Raw genomic sequence first — 18,839 nt, forward strand, 5'->3', positions numbered from 1 at the left:
AGACGCAAGTGATGCGGCAGACGCAAGTGATGCGGCAGACGCAAGTGATGCGGCAGACGCAAGTGATGCGGCAGACGCAAGTGATGTCACAGACCCACTCGACGACTGCGACGGCAACGTGGCCTGGGTTGGTGATGGGTATTGCGACTCCACAAACAATACTGAGCAGTGTTTTTACGATGGTGGTGACTGCTGTGAAAGCACCTGCGTAGACGGTTCTTTTAGCTGCGGCGCTACAAGCTTCGATTGCGTTGACCCGAACGCACCAGAGGGAGATCCTTGCTTTGATGTTGTGTGCGAAGAGCCACCCGCTCCAAGCTGCGATGGCAACTCCATCATCGATTCGGCGTCATCTGGTGAATGCATTGAAGGTGATTGCTACTACATGGAAACCGCAACAGATTGCGGTGATGACACATGCTGGGATGGCGTGTGCTTAGACGGCTCTGATCCTTGCGTTGGCGTACTTTGCGAAGCGCCGCCCGAGCCTTATTGCGATGGTAACACCGCTTATACTTACGGGCCTCAGGGTTATTGCGATGAGTCCGGAGAATGCGTTTATGGGTTAACCGATATCGAAGAATGTGCCGAAGGCTTCAGTTGCGAAGCAGGTGCATGCGTTGACGACGACCCCTTCGCTAACTGCGGCGGTAACACCACCTGGATTGGAGATGGCTTCTGCGATAGCTCCACCAACAATTCAGAGTGCGGATGGGACGGCGGAGATTGTTGTGAAACAACATGTGTGGACGGCCCTCAATATACCTGCGGACAAGTTGGCTTTGACTGCCTCGACCCAAGCACCCCCGACAGCGACCCATGCTTTGAAGTTGCTTGCGAAGAGCCACCCGCTCCAAGCTGCGATGGCAATGAAGTCCTAAGCTTTGATGCTTCCGGAGCGTGTTTTGAGGGTGTATGCGAGTACCTTGAGTACAGAACAGATTGCGGAGACGAGGCACTGTGTACCAACGGCGAGTGCGTTGATGCAGCAGACCCTTGTGCGGGCGTTGAATGTAACGAAATCCCTGCAAACTATTGTGATGGAAACACCGCGGTGACTTACGGCGAGACCGGAGCTTGCTACGACGGCGTGTGCGATTTCGGTGAAACCATCACAGCTTGCGACGCAGGGTTCACATGTACCGACGGAGCATGCATCGAAGACGATCCATTCCCTGATTGCGGTGGCAACCTAACATGGCTTGGTGATGGTTATTGCGACTCAAGTAATAACAACGAAGGCTGTGGTTTTGACGGAGGCGATTGCTGCGAATCCACCTGCGTAAACGGAACCTATACCTGCGGCGTCATGGGCTTTACATGTCTTGACCCGGGAGCATCCGAGAACGACCCATGCGTGGGTGTGGACTGTACTGAAGCACCCGCAGATATTTGCGATGGGAATGAAGTGGTTAGCTTTGCTCCCGGCGGAACCTGCGATGCAGGAGACTGTTCATTCGAGGAAGCCAGTCGTACCGATTGCGGTGAGGATGCACTGTGCACCAACGGTGAATGTGTTGATGCAGCGGACCCGTGCGCCGGTGTTGAATGCTTCGAGCCACCTGCTTCGTATTGCGATGGCAACACACTCGTATCGTACCTCGCCGCAGGATCCTGTGTTGACGGAACTTGCGAATACACCACAGAAGAATCAGATTGCGGCGATGTTGCATTCTGCAACATGGGTGTTTGTGAGCCGTTTAACAATGTTCAGGTTTTGGTGAGTTCGGATACATACGGCTCAGAAATCAGTTGGTTTATTGAAGACTCTGAAGGCAACCCGATAACCGAAACCTACGGCATTACAAGTAACACCGACGAGGAATACATCTACAGCTTAACGCCGGGTTCTTACTGCGTGATGGTAAGTGACAGTTACGGCGACGGCGGTCTTTCGGGCACGGTCACCGTGGACGATGGCGAAGGCGTTTCTTGGGAGTCCGGTTCAGGTGCCGCTACCCAGGATTACACAACAGCTGGAGAATTTTGCTTTACTGTCGGCGAGGCTCAACCTCCCGTCGACTTAAGTGAGTGCGAAAACAATGGCGGCAACCTCGGATGGGTTGGCGATGGCTACTGTGATGGTACCAATAATATTCCTTCATGTGGTTTCGATGGCGGTGATTGCTGCGCAGACACGAACCCAAGTTGTGCGGAGTCCTCTGTCTATCCATGTGACTGTCAGACTGATGATGGTGATGGCGGTGACGGTGGTGACGGTGGTGACGGCGGTGACGGCGGTGATGGCGGCGATGGCGGCGATGGCGGTGATGGCGGCGATGAATTGACGTGTACAGATACCGATAACGGTGCTACGGATTCCTACGGTGATGCTTGCGCGGCCTACAACGATTTCCCAAGCTGGTGCGGTGGCTATGACGATGATGACTTCGACTCCACGGCCATGTGCTGTATCTGCGGTGGTGGTGAGACAAGCGGCGGTGATGGCGGTGATGGTGGTGATGGCGGTGATGGTGGTGATGGTGGTGATGGTGGTGATGGTGGTGATGGTGGTGACGGCGACGCCTTCGATCAAGCGGAGTGTGAGGCTGCCGGAGGTAACCTCTCATACCTGGGCGATGGTTGGTGCGATAGCGGGGCTAATAATACAGATGCCTGCGGATTTGACGGAGGAGATTGCTGCGAATCAACATGTAACCCTGAAGCTTCCTACACTTGTGGCTCAGCCGGTTACGAATGCGCAGATCCTAACGCCTCAGAAAACAGCGGCGGTGGTGGCGAGCTTGCTCAGTGCGGAGAAGGTCTCTATTGCAGCCCATTAACGGGGCTCAACGATGGCGGCTCCAACGGCTGTGTGACTGAAGCAGGTGATCCACCAGACGACGCTATCCTTTGCGATGACGACAGCCCTTGTGAAGACGCCAACTCAGTGTGCGTCCCACTGACTGAAAACTTCGGAGCCTGTATTCAGCTCTGCGAAGCCGATGACAATGAGAGCAGCTGTGAAGCGCAAGGCCTGATGGAGGACTGCTCTGGTATGTGTTTCTCAGAAGACACTTGCGATGGTGGATGCTCAACTTGGCTAGGCGATGAGTTTTGCGATGATGGAACTTTTGGCGTGAATTTTAACTGCGAAGCATGGAACTTCGATGGAGGAGCCTGCGAGCCAGCAGACTACCCTGCCTGCGCAGATGGCTTGCAATGTGCCGCGGCAGGTACTGGCAATGGCGCTGGATTTTGCATCACTGAAGATTCCGATCCACCAGCAGATGCCGCTGCTTGTGATACCGATAATCCATGTGCAGACGGCTACAACTGCGACACAATCTACAACGTGTGCCTCCAGTGGTGTACGGAAGATGGCGGTGGTGACGGCGGCGATACCGGAGGTGACGGTGGCGACGAACTAACTTGCTCCGACACCGACAACGGTGCGGAGGATGCTTATGGCGATGCGTGTGCGGCCTACAACGACTTCCCAAGCTGGTGCGGCGGCTACGACGATGATGACTTCGACTCTGTGGCCATGTGCTGCGTATGTGGTGGTGGTCAAAGTGGTTAACACACTTCGGGTCTAGAAAAAATCAGGAACTCTAAGGTGCGCCAAGCGGCGCACCTTTTTTTTATCCAGCGAATAAAGACATCTGGTGACCCGATTTTTCGGGGCGCTCAAACAAATCAGTTCTTAGATTTCGTTGTGTCTTATTCAAGCCAAAGCGCTTAACTCCAGCGGCAAACCTTTTCCCAATAAGTTCAGCGTAAGGTCCACTGCCGTGCATCCTTGAATCATACTCCGCAGTATTGAGCGCCCCTCCCCTAATTCCTCGAATGCCATTCAACACTTTCTGAGCGCGCTCAGGATAATTGGCATCGAGCCAGCTCTCAAAAAGACCTTTGAGTTCATGGGGTAGACGCAGCATTGTATAACCGGCATGGGTTGCGCCAGCTTCGGAGGCGGCTTCAAGAATCCGCTCCATCTCCCAATCATTTAATCCTGGTATCATTGGCGAGGTCAGTACTCCTGTTGATACACCAATCTCACTCAGAACTCCCAGTACTCTCAATCTTCCACCAGGAGAAGATGCTCTCGGCTCCATCCGGCGTGCAAGTTCTGAGTCCAAAGTGGTTACCGATAAATAAACATGAACCAGATCTTGCTTAGCCAAAGCTTCAAGTAAATCTGAATCGCGGAGTATTGTTGTGGACTTCGTAATAATGCTGACTGGGTGGCGATACTCTAAAAATACCTCGAGTAAATCACGTGTGATCCACAGCTTTTTCTCAGTGGGCTGGTAGGGATCGGTATTGGCTCCCAGTGCAATCACTTCTGGTACATACGAGGGGTGTTCAAAGGCCTCTCGCAACAAATCACCAGCGTCCGGCTTGCTAAATATCTGGGTCTCAAAATCAAGACCGGGGCTCAGCCCGAGGTAACTGTGGCTCGGCCTCGCGAAGCAATAAACGCAGCCATGCTCGCAGCCCTTATACGGGTTAACCGAACGACCAAAGGGTATATCCGGCGAGTCATTTGTGGAGATAATCCTGCAAGTTTTTTCGGGCCGAACGACAGTATCCAGCCGCGGCTCCGGCTCATCACAGGTCGACCAACCGTCATCTACTGGCACAGTCTGTAGTTTTTCAAATCGCCCTGCGGGGTTGGTCACGGCGCCCCTTCCCTTGATACGTGTTTGGCTGATGCGTTCCATGGTCCCTCCTGGCACTGAACACATTTACAGTATCACCTTTATAAGTTCGCGCAAGTGATTAAAATCACAGAGTTGTAGGTAAGCTCCACACATTCTCCACATCCAAGCCTTAAGTCAGTAAGGGCAAGAGGAAAGCAGTGGGTTTCCTCCTCCCCATCGCAACAAAACAATAACTTCAGGTCGCCTTCTAGATATTCGGCGACTGATGATATGGACCCGAGCCATGGCACCAAAAACGCAAGATTCTCCAGTGGAACAATTCTTTCGCAACATGACCGCGAAAATTTTGGAACATCGTCTACTGACCCTCACGGCTTTGGCCATTATCAGTGGTGTATTCATCAGCGGATTTCCACAAATCACCATCAATAACTCCAACAGCCAGTGGTTTGAAGACAGTGATCCCACGATTACGCGGTACGAAAAATTTCAAGAATACTACGGAACCGACAAGTTTATCTACCTTCTCCTCGACACGCCCGGCGGTAAAGCCTTCAGCCCGGAGACTCTCAGTCAACTCCGAGACATTGAAAGCATGCTGCGCACCATTACCTTCAAGGATGCTGAAGTCTTCGAAGAGGTTGTTCACATCGCCAACGTAAAATTCATCGATGGGGATGCATCAGGTATTGAGGTCATTGAGCTTGCCGACGGCCTCGGTCAGTCCGAGGAAGATCTCCAACTCTTTCAAGAACGCGCCGAATCCAATCCAAATTATGAGGGACTCTTATTTTCTCCCGACAAGAATGCAGTGGGTATCCTCGCTGAGGTCCGTGTTGTTATGGACGATGATAAATACCATACAGCCATCGTCACCGAACTTAGAAAAAATCTAAACCAAGCACCCTTCAAAGATTCCTCGATTCACATTGGGGGCGGGCCCATCGTCGACACTGAAATGGATGCCCTGACCATTGGGGAATCACAATTGTTTGGTGTGTTGGCAGCGATTCTAAATATGCTCGTAACACTCTTTCTCTTCAGGAGATGGCCTGGTGTTGTCATCCCCATGCTCACGGTTGCACTCACTATCGGTTGGACATTTGGTTTAATCGGCTTTGGAGGACAACCTCTCGGAGTGGTTCACGTTATGCTACCGATGATGCTCCTCGTGGTTGGCGTAAGTGATTCTGTCCATATTCTTAGCGAATACCAACGTGAATATACTCATGTAAACAACAGACGTGAGGCCATTCTCAACACGATGGCTGAGGTCTCTTTACCATGCCTTTTAACCAGCCTGACCACGGCTGCTGGTATGCTTAGCTTGAGCCTCGCTCCTATTCCACCCATTCGAACCATGGGTATCTATGCGGCGGTTGGAGTAATCTTTGCGTACATCATCAGCGTCTTTCTTGTACCGGTCGTACTTAGCTATACGGGCCTGGAAAGCTCACAAGCCAAAAACAGCGACCGCTTTGAGGGCATCCTCGCATCGATAAGCTCTTTCACCACACGGCGAGCCAAAATCATAACAGCGGCGACTGCGGTACTGATTGGTCTCTCTATCTGGGGAGCAACCTACATCAACATCGAAAGTAATTTTATGGAGAGCTTTAAAAAAGACTCTCAAATTAGGATATCGGCCAGCCACATTGACTCAACCCTCGGTGGAACGGCCAGTCTTCAAGGTATGATCGATACCGGTAAAGAAGGCGGTGCCAAAGAGCCTGAATTTTTGCGTAAACTCGAAGAGTTCGAAAACTATCTCGCCGAAAGTGAAAGCGTGGTTAAAGTGGTCAGCATGACCAGCTTGGTCAAAGAGCTCAACCAAGTCATGATGGACGGCGCACCAGAAGAGTACCGTATTCCAGATAATAGAAACATCATCGCTCAAGAACTGATGCTTTACGAAAACTCCGATCCCGACGGGCTCTTTAAAATGGTTACGGACGATTACCAGATGGTTCGTCTCGATGTGAAAACAAAAAGCGGAGGAACTCATCAAGCCAGTTTGATGATGGAAGACGCGGCAGAAAAATTTGAAGAGCTTTTCGGTGATACGGCCACGCTCCAATACTCGGGCATATCCCACCTCTTTGTACGCATGACTGAAAACCTGAGCCGGGGACAAATATACAGCTATGGTGCTGCTTTTATCATGGTTTTTATTATGATGATTGCCGTCTTGAAGAGCTTTAAGCTGGGGCTTCTAAGTATGATTCCCAATCTACTCCCAATCTTAGTGACCTTGGGACTTATGGGTTTCTTAAAAATAAACCTCGACTTCATCACTTTGCTCATCGCCTGTATCGCCATCGGTATTGCCGTAGATGATACCATTCACTTTCTCGTACGATTCAAACGTGAATTTGAAAAAAGCGGCGACTATGAAACCGCTTCAAGAAGAACGCTACAAAGCTCCGGACGCGCCATGCTCTTTACCACGCTGATTCTTTGCGGTGGCTTCTTGATGTTTCTTCCAAGTAAAATGGTAAGCATCGCCCTCTTCGGTGGTCTCGTCGCATTCACTGTATTCATGGCCTTGGTTTCCGACTTCATCATTTTACCGGCCATACTTGAGCTCACACGGCCCTTGGGCGCTGTAAACCGTGGTCAAACGCAATCCGTTGAGAACGCCCCGGACACATCGAGTTCTGGTCCTCTCAATTTTTCTGCCCAGATTGAAGCCGCCAAAAGCTAAGCCTGTCGCAAAGGCAACTTGTCCGTGTCGCATATATGGACACGCTGCTTTCTGAACTCAGTGACAGGCCAACGAGGCCTGCTAAATCCCTAATATTGTTAAGCCTCAATCATGAGACCTCTGGCATGTGGCATGCATTACAACTGCCATGAACACACAAATCTACAATACAAAACCAGACAGCAACGACGACCAGAGTTCTTTTGCCCTTTACGCAGCCGCACGATTGGTCGTCCAATCTTACAGGCCCTACCTCGATAGACTCGGAGTCACATATCCACAGTATATGGTGATCCGGCATCTCCACCGCTTTGGGGCACAAACCGTCACCCAAATCGCTGACCAACTTTATTTAGATGCGGGGACCGTTACACCCATTCTTAAAAGGTTAGAAAAGCGAGACTGGCTAACAAGAGAGAGAAGCGGAGAAGACGAACGCATGGTCTTTAATCGACTTACGCCCAACGGCCATACTCTGGCCCTCGAAGCCAGTCAGGTAAGCAGAGCGGCGCTAAACCGCGGAAGAATGCGGGAGGACTGGGTGAAACCATTGGTGAGCGAGGCCAAAACGCTATTGAAGCACCTAGCTGCCTGAGGCCTTCATATCCTCAACCGACCAAAGGAGGGCGGCGCCTCGGACGCCGCCTGAGTCGCCCCACTTGTTTTTAACGACCGGAGTTTTAAATTCATCGTTGAAAATATTAGCCAACACCGCCTCAGGGAGTCTCTCGTAAATCTCATCTACGTTAGACAGTCCGCCACCAAGCACAATCGCATCCGGATCAACAATGTGGAGCAGTGGGCAAATTGCCTGACCAAAGCGCCGAATGTATTCATCAAATGCTTTATTGGCCGCGGTATCACCCGCCCTCATTTTTTCAATGACCGTTTTACCGTTGGCTCCAGCTTCGCCGCCATTATTCTCATAGAGAAGAGCTAAGCCGCCGCCGCAGAGATAAGCTTCAACTGGGCCATGTTGACCGTCAAACCACTTTGGGCCTGTGCCATCTAGAACGTTATGCCCCCATTCCCCGGCGATACCATGTAAGCCTTCACGGACTCGTCCATTGATGACCAAACCACCGCCAACGCCGGTACCAATGATCACTCCAAATACAATGGGCTTACCCGCTGCCGCCCCATCAATCGCTTCAGAAAGTGCGAAACAATTGGCATCGTTCGCCATACGAACAGTTTTACCGAGACGCTCTTCAATGGCCTCTTTAAGAGGCATATCGTTTAAGCAAAGCGTGTTGCTGTTTTTCATCCGGCCCGTCACTTGAGAAATGGCGCCGGGTGTACCAATGCCTACATAGCAAGACTCGCCGCATTCTTTTTCAAGATCTTCAATCAGACCACAGATTCCAGCCACAACAGCTTCGTAACCGTCCTCTTTAGGGGTTGGCCTGCGCATCCGATGAAGCTCTTTCATCTGTGGATCAACCACAACAGCTTCCATCTTGGTCCCACCTAGATCAAACCCAATCCTTAACGACATATTGCACCTCGTGTTTATACCGTTATCGGATATCGAGCCTGGGCCTTCGGAGCAACCCGCGGTAATAATATCAGTGTATGTGCTCCATTATTCTCATCCACAACGTCCTACCGGGTATACCGCTTTTGGTGGCTGCCAACCGGGACGAGAACAAAGACCGTCCAGCCGCCGGCCCCGCTCAAGGCCTTCAGGGCGAACGCCGAATTTTAGCGCCCAAAGACCTGAAAGCTGGAGGAACCTGGCTAGGAATAAATGACGCGGGGCTCTTCGTCGGTATTACCAATCGATTCGCTGCCCCCAGAGACGACACACGCCGCTCTCGAGGTGACATTCCCCTCTTGGCCCTCCGACAACTCGGCCCTCAACAAGCAGTAGAAGCGCTCCAAGCTTTCAAACCCACAATGTTCAATGCTTTTCACCTCCTGGTGGCGAACCGCGATGAGGCCCGAATCCTCTGGAGTGATGGTCAGAGCTTTCATCATCAACTTCTGGAGCCAGGGGTTCACACCCTAACCGAGAGCAGCTTCGAGGCAGGTCCGCCCGACCGGGAGCAATGGGTTGGAGAAACCGTCAACCACCTCATACAAACCCAATCTCTGACCGCTACCGCCCTTCAAAAGCTTCTCGGCCAGAAAAAAGACCCCTCTTTTCACGGTCTCTGCGTGGATATCCCGGAGATTAACTACGCCACCCGATCGGCGGCAGTTTACGGTCACCACGCCAATGGCGAACAAGAGTTTTTATATTCTGAAAGACCACCTGACACCGGCCCATGGGAAGAACTCAGTCATCTAATACCCACCCACCCTTTTTGAAACCCCCATCATCGGGTAAGGTGCAGCCGTTATGACTAAGCCGATTGTTTCACTGATAGTAAGTATGCTTCTCGCCAGTTCTGTGGCGCATGCCAGCCCTTATGAAAATCGATTTGAAAAAGTAGCAGCCACCTACACCTTTAAAATCGAAACATCCCTTCACAGTAAAACCAGAACGCGGTTTTATAGGCCGGTATTTCTATTTGCGAATCGGCTGGAAAAAGTTCGCGCAGAAACAATGCTCACCTCGATGACCCTTGACGTTCATTGGACAAATCAGCTGGCGCTGCAGTTCAAACTGCCCTTGGTTGCTCGAAAAGTATTCGCAAAATTCTCGCCGGTTAAAATATCAGAAACTCAAATTTTACCCAGCCAAACCCGGGACTATCTAGACTTTGGCCCTGGAGATCCTACTTTGAGCCTGTCTTGGTTGGCCTGGGAAAAATCCAGCTTTAACTTCTACACCGAAATCGGAACCACGCTGCCGCTAGACGACAATTCCGGTTCTACAATCTTACCTACAAAAATTCCGGCGAGTACGGGCCAGAATTCAATATTTGCAACACTTGGTACCAATATCTCTTGGTCTTCGCTGCGAATGAACCTCCAATACCAAGCCCACTACTTTCCAGGAAATGCCGCCAGCTACCTCATCCACCAAGCGGCCACCCAAACCTGGCTAAGCGGTGCGCTCAGTGCTTTTCAAAAACATCATATTCACGCTAGGTTTCACGCATCCCCCACGAAGCAACTCACCTTAGAGCTCACGCCGGGCTGGACAGTCACCCAAGTACCAAAGCTAATTATCCGCGGCGCAGCGGTAGAGGACACCAATGTCCAATTCCTAGAAGACCTATACCTCACGGGTGCGTTGGTCTGGAATCTATCAAAGCGCTACTCACTCAAGGTTTGGTACCGAAGCACCCTCATCGACTCAACCGACGTCAATCCATTTTTTCCAATCGATGTGCCCCTCCAAGGTGGTGGTCTCAGCTTCACAGCAAAGAGGTGGTGAAAATGAAATATTCTATCATCATCACGCTTATTCTTTGCAGCCTTACTGCCGTGTTGGACCCAGCTGTGGGTCACGCCACACCTTACGGAAAATATAACCAAGGCCATCTTGAATGGCAGGTGACTGAAACTAAACACTTCCGGTTCTACTCAACTCCCGAGAGCCAAAATACGCTGGCCTACCTAACACAAATTGCAGATGACACCTTCGAACGACTCAATGTGTTTTACGGCTGGCAACCTAAAGATAAAATCAAGGTGACCGTTCTCGGCTATACTTCTTATGCAAATGGATTCGCTGAGTATTCCAAAGAGCGTATCACCATCTTCCCTACCGCTCCCGACTTCCACAACCGAAGCCGTAAACCATGGCTGGAAGGCGTTTTCACCCACGAACTCAGTCACATCATTTCGTTAAACGTATCAACCCACTGGCTCAGCCAAATGCCCCTCTTTCTGATGAATGGGCTGTCCCGCGCTGGCGACCATGTACAAATGTCTTTCAAGCTTCCACTATTCGGGCCCAACCACCCGCACTGGTATAAAGAAGGCATTGCTCAATTTGATACATGGCTCTTAGATCGCGACGACTACGATGAAAATCGCCGAGCCTACCAGCGAGCCTCCATCGAAGACGACACCTTTTACCCCATGGCAAAATTGGCATTCTTTGGCGGAGAGAAGTGGTACAACACAGGCTTTGGTTTTCTCATCTACTTAGAAAAGCGCTTTGGTGCAGGTACGGTGCATAAGGTCGCTAAAGAGCTGGGTGAAAGTTATTACTTCGTATTTGAAAATGTCTTTGAGAAAGTAACCGGCGTACCCTTTGAGGAGCTGGAGAAAGATTTTCGGACACGCGCTCAAGCCAGCTACACCGCTCACCGCATGAGCACCGAAGACGGCGCCTACGATGGTCAGCCACTTCGTATCGAAAAACAAAATACCCGCTATACAGAGCTCAGCGCCGACGAAAAAGAATACGAAGGCAAACACTATAGATTAACGCCGCTTCGATACTCCCGTGGGAAGCTTTTCTTTAAACGGTACGGTGCGGTTCATCATGCCGAATTCAATCAAGAAACGCTCGAACTCACCAACATCAAACGCATTGGCTCCGCAAAAAGCTTTGGCCCGCGCACCAACGATAGCTATTTGATTTTAAAGAATGAAGGAAGTTCGCCTTCACTTATTCCGAGCTTCCACCGTCAAGACTTTGAGAGTGCCTCAATCTTCGCAGTGGATGAAGACGGCGCTGAGACCCTCCTACTTTCCGAGTCTCGCCTGATGGCCATCGATACCTGCGCCTCTCGAAAAGAAATAGCCGGCGTTTACAACGACGGCGATGCCAGCCTTAAGCTCGCCTTGATCCCTGTTGAAGGATTTGATGAAGCCGACCACCGGAATATAAGCATCAAGCATGAGGCCATGACCTTTCCTCTCACGGCCAGACCTCTCGATGAAGTTCGCAACCCCCGCTACAGCCCGGATTGCAAACGGCTCTATTACTCAAGGCGTATGGGCGACGACCACGACATCTATTACTACGATTTCACCACGCGCCAAGAGGTAGCCGTCAGCACAGAAGAGTCCTTTGAACTCTACCCCGAGCCAACCAACCACGGCGTCTATTACGTGTCGGCCCGAGATGGCTCGATGAATATCTACTATCAAGAAAACGAAAAACAACCTGTCAACATCACGCAGGCAATAACCTCTCACCACCATATCGTGCACACGCCGGCCGGTCTCTTGTTTGGAAGGTTCTACAGCACCGGATTGCAAACGCACTTCTTGAGCAATCAGGCTGCTGCCAATGAAGCGCTTCGTTCCACGCATCCAAAAGAGCAAACGCCTCCGCTCACAATTGAGGCTGCACCAAAAGATGGCAAGCCTTACACCGGACTTCTAGAATGGGTCCCACCTACTTTTGTCCCCATTATTTCATGGGAGTTCGACACATCTAGAGCCGGCGCGCAGTCACTGCGCCTACAGGGCGGCCTCGAGTTCACAGTAGAGGACCAACTCAAGCAACACTGGTTGTTGGTACGTGCTTTCGCCGGAAACCGCAGTAATCTTCATGCATCGTATTGGAATCGAACTCTTCCGGTAAACCTTTCTATATGGGGCGGTATCTCAAAGATTAAGAGTCTTTACACATGGACCAACAACGACTCGGTTTATGACCGCGTCAGCACCTATCACTGGGCCTATGCCGGCGCCCTTGCAGAACTACCGCTCAACCTCTTTTACGACATCCAATTTTCAGCCAGCACCATTCGAGATACCGGAACGATTTATGGAGCGGGCGAGCTTCCCGCAACCTGGCTCAAGCCACGGTTTGGACGCGACCTCGTGGGGCTGACCATAGAGTATGCGGGTATAGACCAAAGCAGCCCACTCTACAGTCCGCGGACCATCAATCGGCAAGGCTATCGAAAATTCGAATTGGAACTCTACTTTGGTCAAGAATATATCAATCCATGGCTTGGTGAGTTTGACTCTACCCTGCCTCTGGGCAATTCACCGTTTTTTAAAGGTGAGTTCAATTACACGGAATACATTACACTTCCCAAACTGGCTCATGGATTTTTCGACCATACCCTGCAGATCGATTTCCAGTTGGGCTATATAAGCCGCGACGTGCGCTTCTTGCCCTTCATAGGCGGCGGACGCCTCTACTCGATGTCTCTCCCAGAACTTAATACGTCGGTGGGTTTTGTAGGCTACCGTTACTTTTCTCTACGCGGCGAAACCGCGCTCAACCTTGGCCTGACGTACCGTTTTCCTATTATGAGAAAGATAAGTAAAGACGTCGCCAATTTCTTCATCGAAGATATCTACGGCCAAGTATTTACCTCTTGGGGCAACATCTGGGGCTATAACGAAGACGGCACCCGGCAGATACCATTTAAAGATAAGGCCTCCAACGGCCAACATATTTTAGGTGATATCGGCTTTGATTTACGAATCAATCACTTTACCGGTGAGCTCAATGGTAACTTTGGAACAACCATTCGCACCGCTTATAGAATCATGCCCTTTCTCGATTGCTCAGGGGATGACAAAGACGCCGAGGGTTTATGCCCTCTTGAAGATGGCAAACGAGCCCTTAGTTTTTATTTGATGTTCGGAGGTGGTTTCTAATGTGGCGACATCTAGCGACTCTCATACCCATAGCAATCTGTCTAAGTAGCTGCGGTATACAAACTGATGTGATGCACTCTGGGCAATACAACGCCTTACCCGAAAGCGAAATTGCCGATACAGGCCTCTACCCAATGAAGCACTTTCTTCTGGTGGAAGAAGATGGGCTATCCGGTAAAACCTTAATCTACCTTTTTTCTGGGGATTTAGCTTCTGCGGGCATTGGCATCGAAGACCTTGACCGCGTTGCCCTGCGGCACGGCGCATACAATATTGCTTTTCGCTACCCACGCTCGTTCTTTTCAGAGCAAGCTATTGAAAGCAGCGGCCCAGCCATTGACCTCCAAAGCGGCGACCTCTCCGTGGGTCAACTCAAACCCTTGGAAGAAGACGACGACTTTTTTCTAAGCGGCGCTTATAGTGTTCTACGAACAACTTCTCTGGATGTTCGTGGATGGTTTGGCACTTTTGTAAATAACGAAGTGGATGGCCCTGTTACACTCCAGATTGGAGACGACACGTTGGAAATCAATTCCCCACTCCAATTGCCAGTCTTTTCGATTACCACCGAGGAAGACAGAATCAATATGAACACTGGGGAGCTTGCAGGCATTGATTACCGAACGATGGATATCTTCCAAGTCGGATCAGCCATTGCCGACGGCAGTCCCCGCGAGTTTACCGTCGTCACATCTTTAAGCCCTGACACTGACTATTTCGCCAGTCATCTGCTCCTCGAAGATGCTTTCGGCAAATCTTGCTGGACAATGGAGAAGTCACTTAAATTACGTGTGACCCAAGTTGCTCGCCGCTACCATGACAATGATGGAAACCCATGGGGCGTCATTTACCGCAGAACCAATGCGCGGATTATTGATTCAGATGACTGGAAACCAACTCTAAACTTAGACAATGTTGAGACCGCTGATTACTGCGCTGATTACGAGTAACCCCTTCAACCCGCAGGGCTCTCCACCGCCCAATAACCCAACCCCAATTGCTCATTAAAAGCTTCCAGGCTTTCTCGGTTAGGCGTCTTAATATCAAGAGCCAGCCTCACCACACGATTGTCATCAGATATAAAAGGCGGCTTGGGCTTTGTTTTAAAAACCTGCGGCCAAAGCCGAACTGGTGTGGCCACGAAAAGGTTTTGACATAAAGCGATTTGGCGAGAGCGCAGATGCAACTCCTTGGATATCTCTTGAAAAAATTTTGTGGTTTCTCTGCGTCTTAGCTGAGAGCCGCCGCTGCTAACTCTCTTTTTAGAGTCGAGCGTTTCTTGGGCTACGCCCTGCCCCTTACGAATCATGTATTTACGTATAACCTTCACATCCCGAAGCTCATCCACGGTGCCTAGCCCGAGAGCGGCATGACCCGATCTCACGAGTAGGACCAAATGCTCACTGAGTTCCAGAGGAAGATGCCTCAAATAGTCTTCAGTGGTTTCGTAGATAGGAAGGATGGGATGGATGCGAGGCGGCACAAACACAATGCGCTCATCTGGGTGATCGCCCTCTGCCACGAATCTACGCCGGTTTTTAGATGGCCTAAAAGCGTAACTACGCATGAGGGATTCAAGTGTAATCCCAGCGCTTCGCCAATCGAAACGCTCCATCACCATTTCTTGAACCGACTGCCCCATGGCAGAATCTAACACGCTCGTTTCACAAAGCGTAAGATTACCGACGTGAAAGTCTGGAATTAACGACGACGACGTTCGGCTCTTTCAGCCAACGCCAAAGCAGACTGCAAGCGGCCGCGAGCCGCTGCGCTGAGACTTTTATCACTGACACGGTTTTTGAGCGAGTCCACGGCAAAACCTCCTCCAACCAAAGACAGCGTCTCACCAATGGTTTCCAGTGACGTATGAGGTTTACCCACTTCAAGGAGTCCCACCAATACCGGTGTCACCTGCTTGCGCAGCAATGCAAGCTCCTGCTCTCTTCCACTCCAGTGCCAGCGGCTTAGAAGAAGACGCGTGCTGCCCATTGCTGCAGACTGAACTTTCCTAGAAGGATCACTGAAGAACCGTTCTATCAGTCCCCACGCACTTGCCACACGAATATGTCCCACAGACCCGGCCAGCCATGCTCGAAGCTCTTCATCCTTTTCGGCCTCGGGCAGCATCGCGACCAAAACCTCTAACGCTTCAGGAGACCCCGTTTTCGCGAGAGCCGCCACTGCGCTTAAACGCACCGCACGCGAACTAAAACGAGACTCAACGATATCCCTTAGGAAGAAGACGCGCGCTGGGTGCTCCGACTCGCCAATCGCGTGCAATAAACCCATTTGCAATGCCAGTCGTTCAGTACCTTCATAAGCCGGCCCTGACCATGGATAGCTATTAAAGCCCATGTGATAAAGTTCCATCATAGATGCAGCGAGTTCAGACATTTTTTTAAGTTCACGTAGAACTGCCGGCTGCGGGCGACGCCACTTGAGATAATACTCAGCGCGAATCCCCTCTAACTGATAGAGGCGTTCGACTGAATCAGGGCTTTTCTCTTTTAAAAGGGTGGCCTCAGCAATAACCAGCTTTACCCAAGTCTTACTGTCATAATCTGATGCAACGCGAATACTCTGAGCCCACTGCTCCACGTTGTACTCACCGGACAACATGTCATTTTGCGTGTGAGCATAAATCGTATCCTCTCCGCTATTCCAGGCATCCATCAAGGTACCTGCTGAGTCTTTGGCGAATACTACCGATGTATTCAAGAGAGAAAACAGAAGCATCATCCATACGTTTGCTAACATTTTTTTCATATTCATCGCCCTACTCCTGATTCCACCAACGAAGCGATTCCGCTTCACGCTCAAAATTTGTTCCACAGTGAGCTTCGCCCATGAGTGTGTGGTAACTGAAAAAGACGTCAACAAAGTGTGCTTCAAGACCAAGTCCTGAGAGAGCTTCCAGTGTCGATGTTTGCCAGATATCTTCGCCGTTTACGTTCGGCCCTTCCGGATCGGGAATAAACAAAACCGTATCTGCCATCACAAGGTTTTGAATCCCTGGATTATAAGCAATCGCTTCATCCACACCGCTCCAGTTTTCGTACTCATAAAGAACTGGCACGTACCGAAAATCTTCTTCTGTAAGCCCTATTTCATCCATTAAAATCTGTTGGACACCGTCGATCCGCGCCTGCGCCAAATCCTGATAAGCCATGAGATCTTCATCCCCGAGCACATCACTCGTGGTGGTTTCGTAATCCTGATTACCCCATCCACCAGAACTCGCCCGGCCTTCAAAAATGGGCGCTTGCCCTGCCCCAGCCGCTTGAGCCTCTTGCAACTTCTCAATCGCTAGCGAAGGCGATGCCATCAAAACGACCCACGGCCGCTCCCCTGCCGTCGCATTCCTATTGGGGAGCACGAGAAAAATCTCATCGATATGACCCACCGCCAACCACTCACTCGAAACCTCGAAAGTTGGTCCTTGCACCACTTGTGAATCGAAGAAGTCTCGTTGGCGCTGCGCCATTCTGCGCGTATTATCATAACCATAAAGCGAGCCAGCCTCGCCGCCGCCAACCACAATTCTCCCATAAGGAAAGTTTTGGCCCCCTACCCGGTGAGCCGGAATCACTTCTAGGTTTCCTCCAGAGTTCAATGAAGTTCCGGTCCCGTGCGGATAAACATAGCCAACCACATCATCGAGAAGCTCATTGGGAAGAAAGTTCGCCAAGCCGCCATCACGCTCCAGCTGCATATGGACCTTCATGCTTTCAAAACCAGATGCCCCAGGCCATTGCGTGAAGCCTGTCTGCATACTGTCTTGAGCCCAGCGGTCCCAGCCGTAGGTCTGGCCCCCAATCTTATAAAGCTCAACTGAGTCCGGTAGATGTTCTTCAAAAGCACTCACCAGCGCCATGTTGTTATCGGCCTCACCCGGATAGGGAATGTCTAGTACAAATAAACGCTCCGCAGCCGCCATGTGGTGGCTTAAAATAATCGGGCTGCCTCTGAGCTCAACAACGTCACTGCTGATTAAAGTGTCACCATCGAACAAGTTCAGTGTAAGCGTCACTTCTCCGCTAAAGCCAATATAGCGTCCCAAAATGCCTTCAAGGTAAAGCTTCGTAGCGCCCTGTGCTAACCATTCCACCGAGATCTCTGCGCTGGATTCTCCGGCCTCGATAAGAGTCGAGATGTCTCCATTGGGCGCTTCTCTAAAGATGCGGATAAATCCTGCCCCATCAACATCGGTGCCGCCCGTTAATTCCAAAACCGCTCGGTGGGAACCATTGAGGCCGCCTACTTGGCTAAGAAGGACGGGTGCCATATCCAAGAGATCGTCCTCACCATCATGGCCCGGTTCAAGGCCATCTCGGGTGCCGTTGTTGTCATCGTCATCTAGGTTAGGTGGAAAAATTGCGCCGCCCTGCGCGCTCCAGCCGTCCTCAAATGCTTCATCCGCAGGCGTTACAACACCATCGCGGTTTGCATCCACCAAGATATTTGCGGTGAGTTCCTCACTGGGTAGCTCCGGCTCAGTGACGGTTACCACCTGTCCTAAAGCGATGTCCGTAAGCTCTTGCGGGTCTTTAACTTCAACCCGCGGCGTGGATTCGCCCACCGTCCAAACGGTATGGCTGACCACCGCAGCTGATTCAAAATCAGTATCCCACGTGCCATCTCCATCATAATCCCATCGAAACACCAACGCTTGGCCTTCAGGATCGGAACTGAGGGAGGCATCCAACTGAATCTCAAGTGGCAAAACACCTGACACGGGTGTTACGACCAAATCGGCTTGGGGAGCGATATTTTCTGGCTCTGGCTCTGGCTCGGGTTCGTTACCATTGTCACCGGAACCATCATCACCTGGGGGGCTCGGGGTATCGGGCGTTGTTTCCGACGATTGGTCATCGGGATCTTTCTCTACGCCCTCCAGGGTCGACTCAGAGCAACCCGCACTGAGAGCGATAAAAAGAAGGAAAAGAACTGAATGTCGAAAATTGGACGCAATATGCCTATTGCTTAAGACAAGAGTTTGCACCGATCGGCCTCCACTATGTTTTTTAACGAGGAAAGTTTAAAAGACTGTGGGCACA

12 protein-coding genes are annotated in these 18,839 nt (G+C 51.0%); 7 read left to right on the forward strand and 5 right to left on the reverse strand.

The annotated features are described in order from the left end of the window. On the forward strand, positions 1 to 3,523 hold a 3,523-nt coding region (locus HOK28_02495; protein ID MBT6431931.1), incomplete at its 5' end, for a hypothetical protein. A 61-nt stretch (positions 3,524 to 3,584) separates the two neighbouring features. On the opposite strand, the gene HOK28_02500 is transcribed toward HOK28_02495, so the two are convergent. Beyond that, positions 3,585 to 4,667, reverse strand: a complete 1,083-nt coding sequence (locus tag HOK28_02500; protein MBT6431932.1) for a PA0069 family radical SAM protein — start codon at positions 4,665 to 4,667, stop codon at positions 3,585 to 3,587. 223 nt (positions 4,668 to 4,890) lie between these two features. Between HOK28_02500 and HOK28_02505 the strand changes: the two genes are divergently transcribed. Both HOK28_02505 and HOK28_02510 read left to right on the forward strand, forming a co-directional pair. Then, complete coding sequence (locus HOK28_02505; GenBank protein ID MBT6431933.1) at positions 4,891 to 7,311, forward strand: MMPL family transporter; 2,421 nt, start codon at positions 4,891 to 4,893, stop codon at positions 7,309 to 7,311. 148 nt (positions 7,312 to 7,459) lie between these two features. After that, the gene (locus tag HOK28_02510) at positions 7,460 to 7,906 is read left to right on the forward strand and encodes a MarR family transcriptional regulator (GenBank protein ID MBT6431934.1); all 447 of its coding nucleotides are present in this window, start codon (positions 7,460 to 7,462) and stop codon (positions 7,904 to 7,906) included. On the opposite strand, the gene HOK28_02515 is transcribed toward HOK28_02510, so the two are convergent. Next, on the reverse strand, positions 7,895 to 8,809 hold the full coding sequence (locus tag HOK28_02515) for an ROK family protein (protein ID MBT6431935.1): 915 nt from the start codon (positions 8,807 to 8,809) through the stop codon (positions 7,895 to 7,897). The genes HOK28_02510 and HOK28_02515 overlap by 12 nt on opposite strands. A gap of 77 nt (positions 8,810 to 8,886) precedes the next feature. Between HOK28_02515 and HOK28_02520 the strand changes: the two genes are divergently transcribed. From HOK28_02520 to HOK28_02535, 4 genes are read left to right on the forward strand one after another with little or no spacing between them, the layout of a single operon-like run. Next, entirely contained in the window at positions 8,887 to 9,624 is a 738-nt protein-coding gene (locus HOK28_02520) for a hypothetical protein (GenBank protein ID MBT6431936.1), read from the forward strand. A gap of 31 nt (positions 9,625 to 9,655) precedes the next feature. Beyond that, positions 9,656 to 10,639, forward strand: a complete 984-nt coding sequence (locus HOK28_02525) for a hypothetical protein (protein ID MBT6431937.1) — start codon at positions 9,656 to 9,658, stop codon at positions 10,637 to 10,639. A 2-nt stretch (positions 10,640 to 10,641) separates the two neighbouring features. After that, on the forward strand, positions 10,642 to 13,782 hold the full coding sequence (locus HOK28_02530; GenBank protein ID MBT6431938.1) for a hypothetical protein: 3,141 nt from the start codon (positions 10,642 to 10,644) through the stop codon (positions 13,780 to 13,782). Next, positions 13,782 to 14,732: a hypothetical protein gene (locus tag HOK28_02535; protein MBT6431939.1), complete on the forward strand. Its 951-nt coding sequence runs from the start codon at positions 13,782 to 13,784 to the stop codon at positions 14,730 to 14,732. Before HOK28_02530 ends, HOK28_02535 begins: the two co-directional genes overlap by 1 nt. A 5-nt stretch (positions 14,733 to 14,737) precedes the next feature. On the opposite strand, the gene HOK28_02540 is transcribed toward HOK28_02535, so the two are convergent. From HOK28_02540 to HOK28_02550, 3 genes are read right to left on the reverse strand one after another with little or no spacing between them, the layout of a single operon-like run. Next, positions 14,738 to 15,439, reverse strand: coding sequence for a hypothetical protein (locus tag HOK28_02540; GenBank protein MBT6431940.1), 702 nt, complete (start codon positions 15,437 to 15,439; stop codon positions 14,738 to 14,740). 44 nt (positions 15,440 to 15,483) lie between these two features. Then, positions 15,484 to 16,554, reverse strand: coding sequence for a HEAT repeat domain-containing protein (locus tag HOK28_02545; GenBank protein MBT6431941.1), 1,071 nt, complete (start codon positions 16,552 to 16,554; stop codon positions 15,484 to 15,486). Between the two features lie 4 nt (positions 16,555 to 16,558). Next, entirely contained in the window at positions 16,559 to 18,784 is a 2,226-nt protein-coding gene (locus HOK28_02550) for a hypothetical protein (GenBank protein ID MBT6431942.1), read from the reverse strand. Positions 18,785 to 18,839 lie beyond the last annotated feature (55 nt).

The sequence above is a fragment of the Deltaproteobacteria bacterium genome (assembly GCA_018668695.1).
Taxonomy (GTDB): Bacteria; Myxococcota; XYA12-FULL-58-9; order XYA12-FULL-58-9; family JABJBS01; genus JABJBS01.

Bases quoted from the DNA above. Each gene is read 5' to 3' on its own strand.
- HOK28_02525 (MBT6431937.1), top strand. From the start codon at position 9,656: ATGACTAAGCCGATTGTTTCACTGATAGTAAGTATGCTTCTCGCCAGT.
- HOK28_02515 (MBT6431935.1), bottom strand. From the start codon at position 8,809: ATGTCGTTAAGGATTGGGTTTGATCTAGGTGGGACCAAGATGGAAGCT.
- HOK28_02520 (MBT6431936.1), top strand. From the start codon at position 8,887: ATGTGCTCCATTATTCTCATCCACAACGTCCTACCGGGTATACCGCTT.
- HOK28_02510 (MBT6431934.1), top strand. From the start codon at position 7,460: ATGAACACACAAATCTACAATACAAAACCAGACAGCAACGACGACCAG.
- HOK28_02505 (MBT6431933.1), top strand. From the start codon at position 4,891: ATGGCACCAAAAACGCAAGATTCTCCAGTGGAACAATTCTTTCGCAAC.
- HOK28_02530 (MBT6431938.1), top strand. From the start codon at position 10,642: ATGAAATATTCTATCATCATCACGCTTATTCTTTGCAGCCTTACTGCC.
- HOK28_02535 (MBT6431939.1), top strand. From the start codon at position 13,782: ATGTGGCGACATCTAGCGACTCTCATACCCATAGCAATCTGTCTAAGT.
- HOK28_02545 (MBT6431941.1), bottom strand. From the start codon at position 16,554: ATGAATATGAAAAAAATGTTAGCAAACGTATGGATGATGCTTCTGTTT.
- HOK28_02500 (MBT6431932.1), bottom strand. From the start codon at position 4,667: ATGGAACGCATCAGCCAAACACGTATCAAGGGAAGGGGCGCCGTGACC.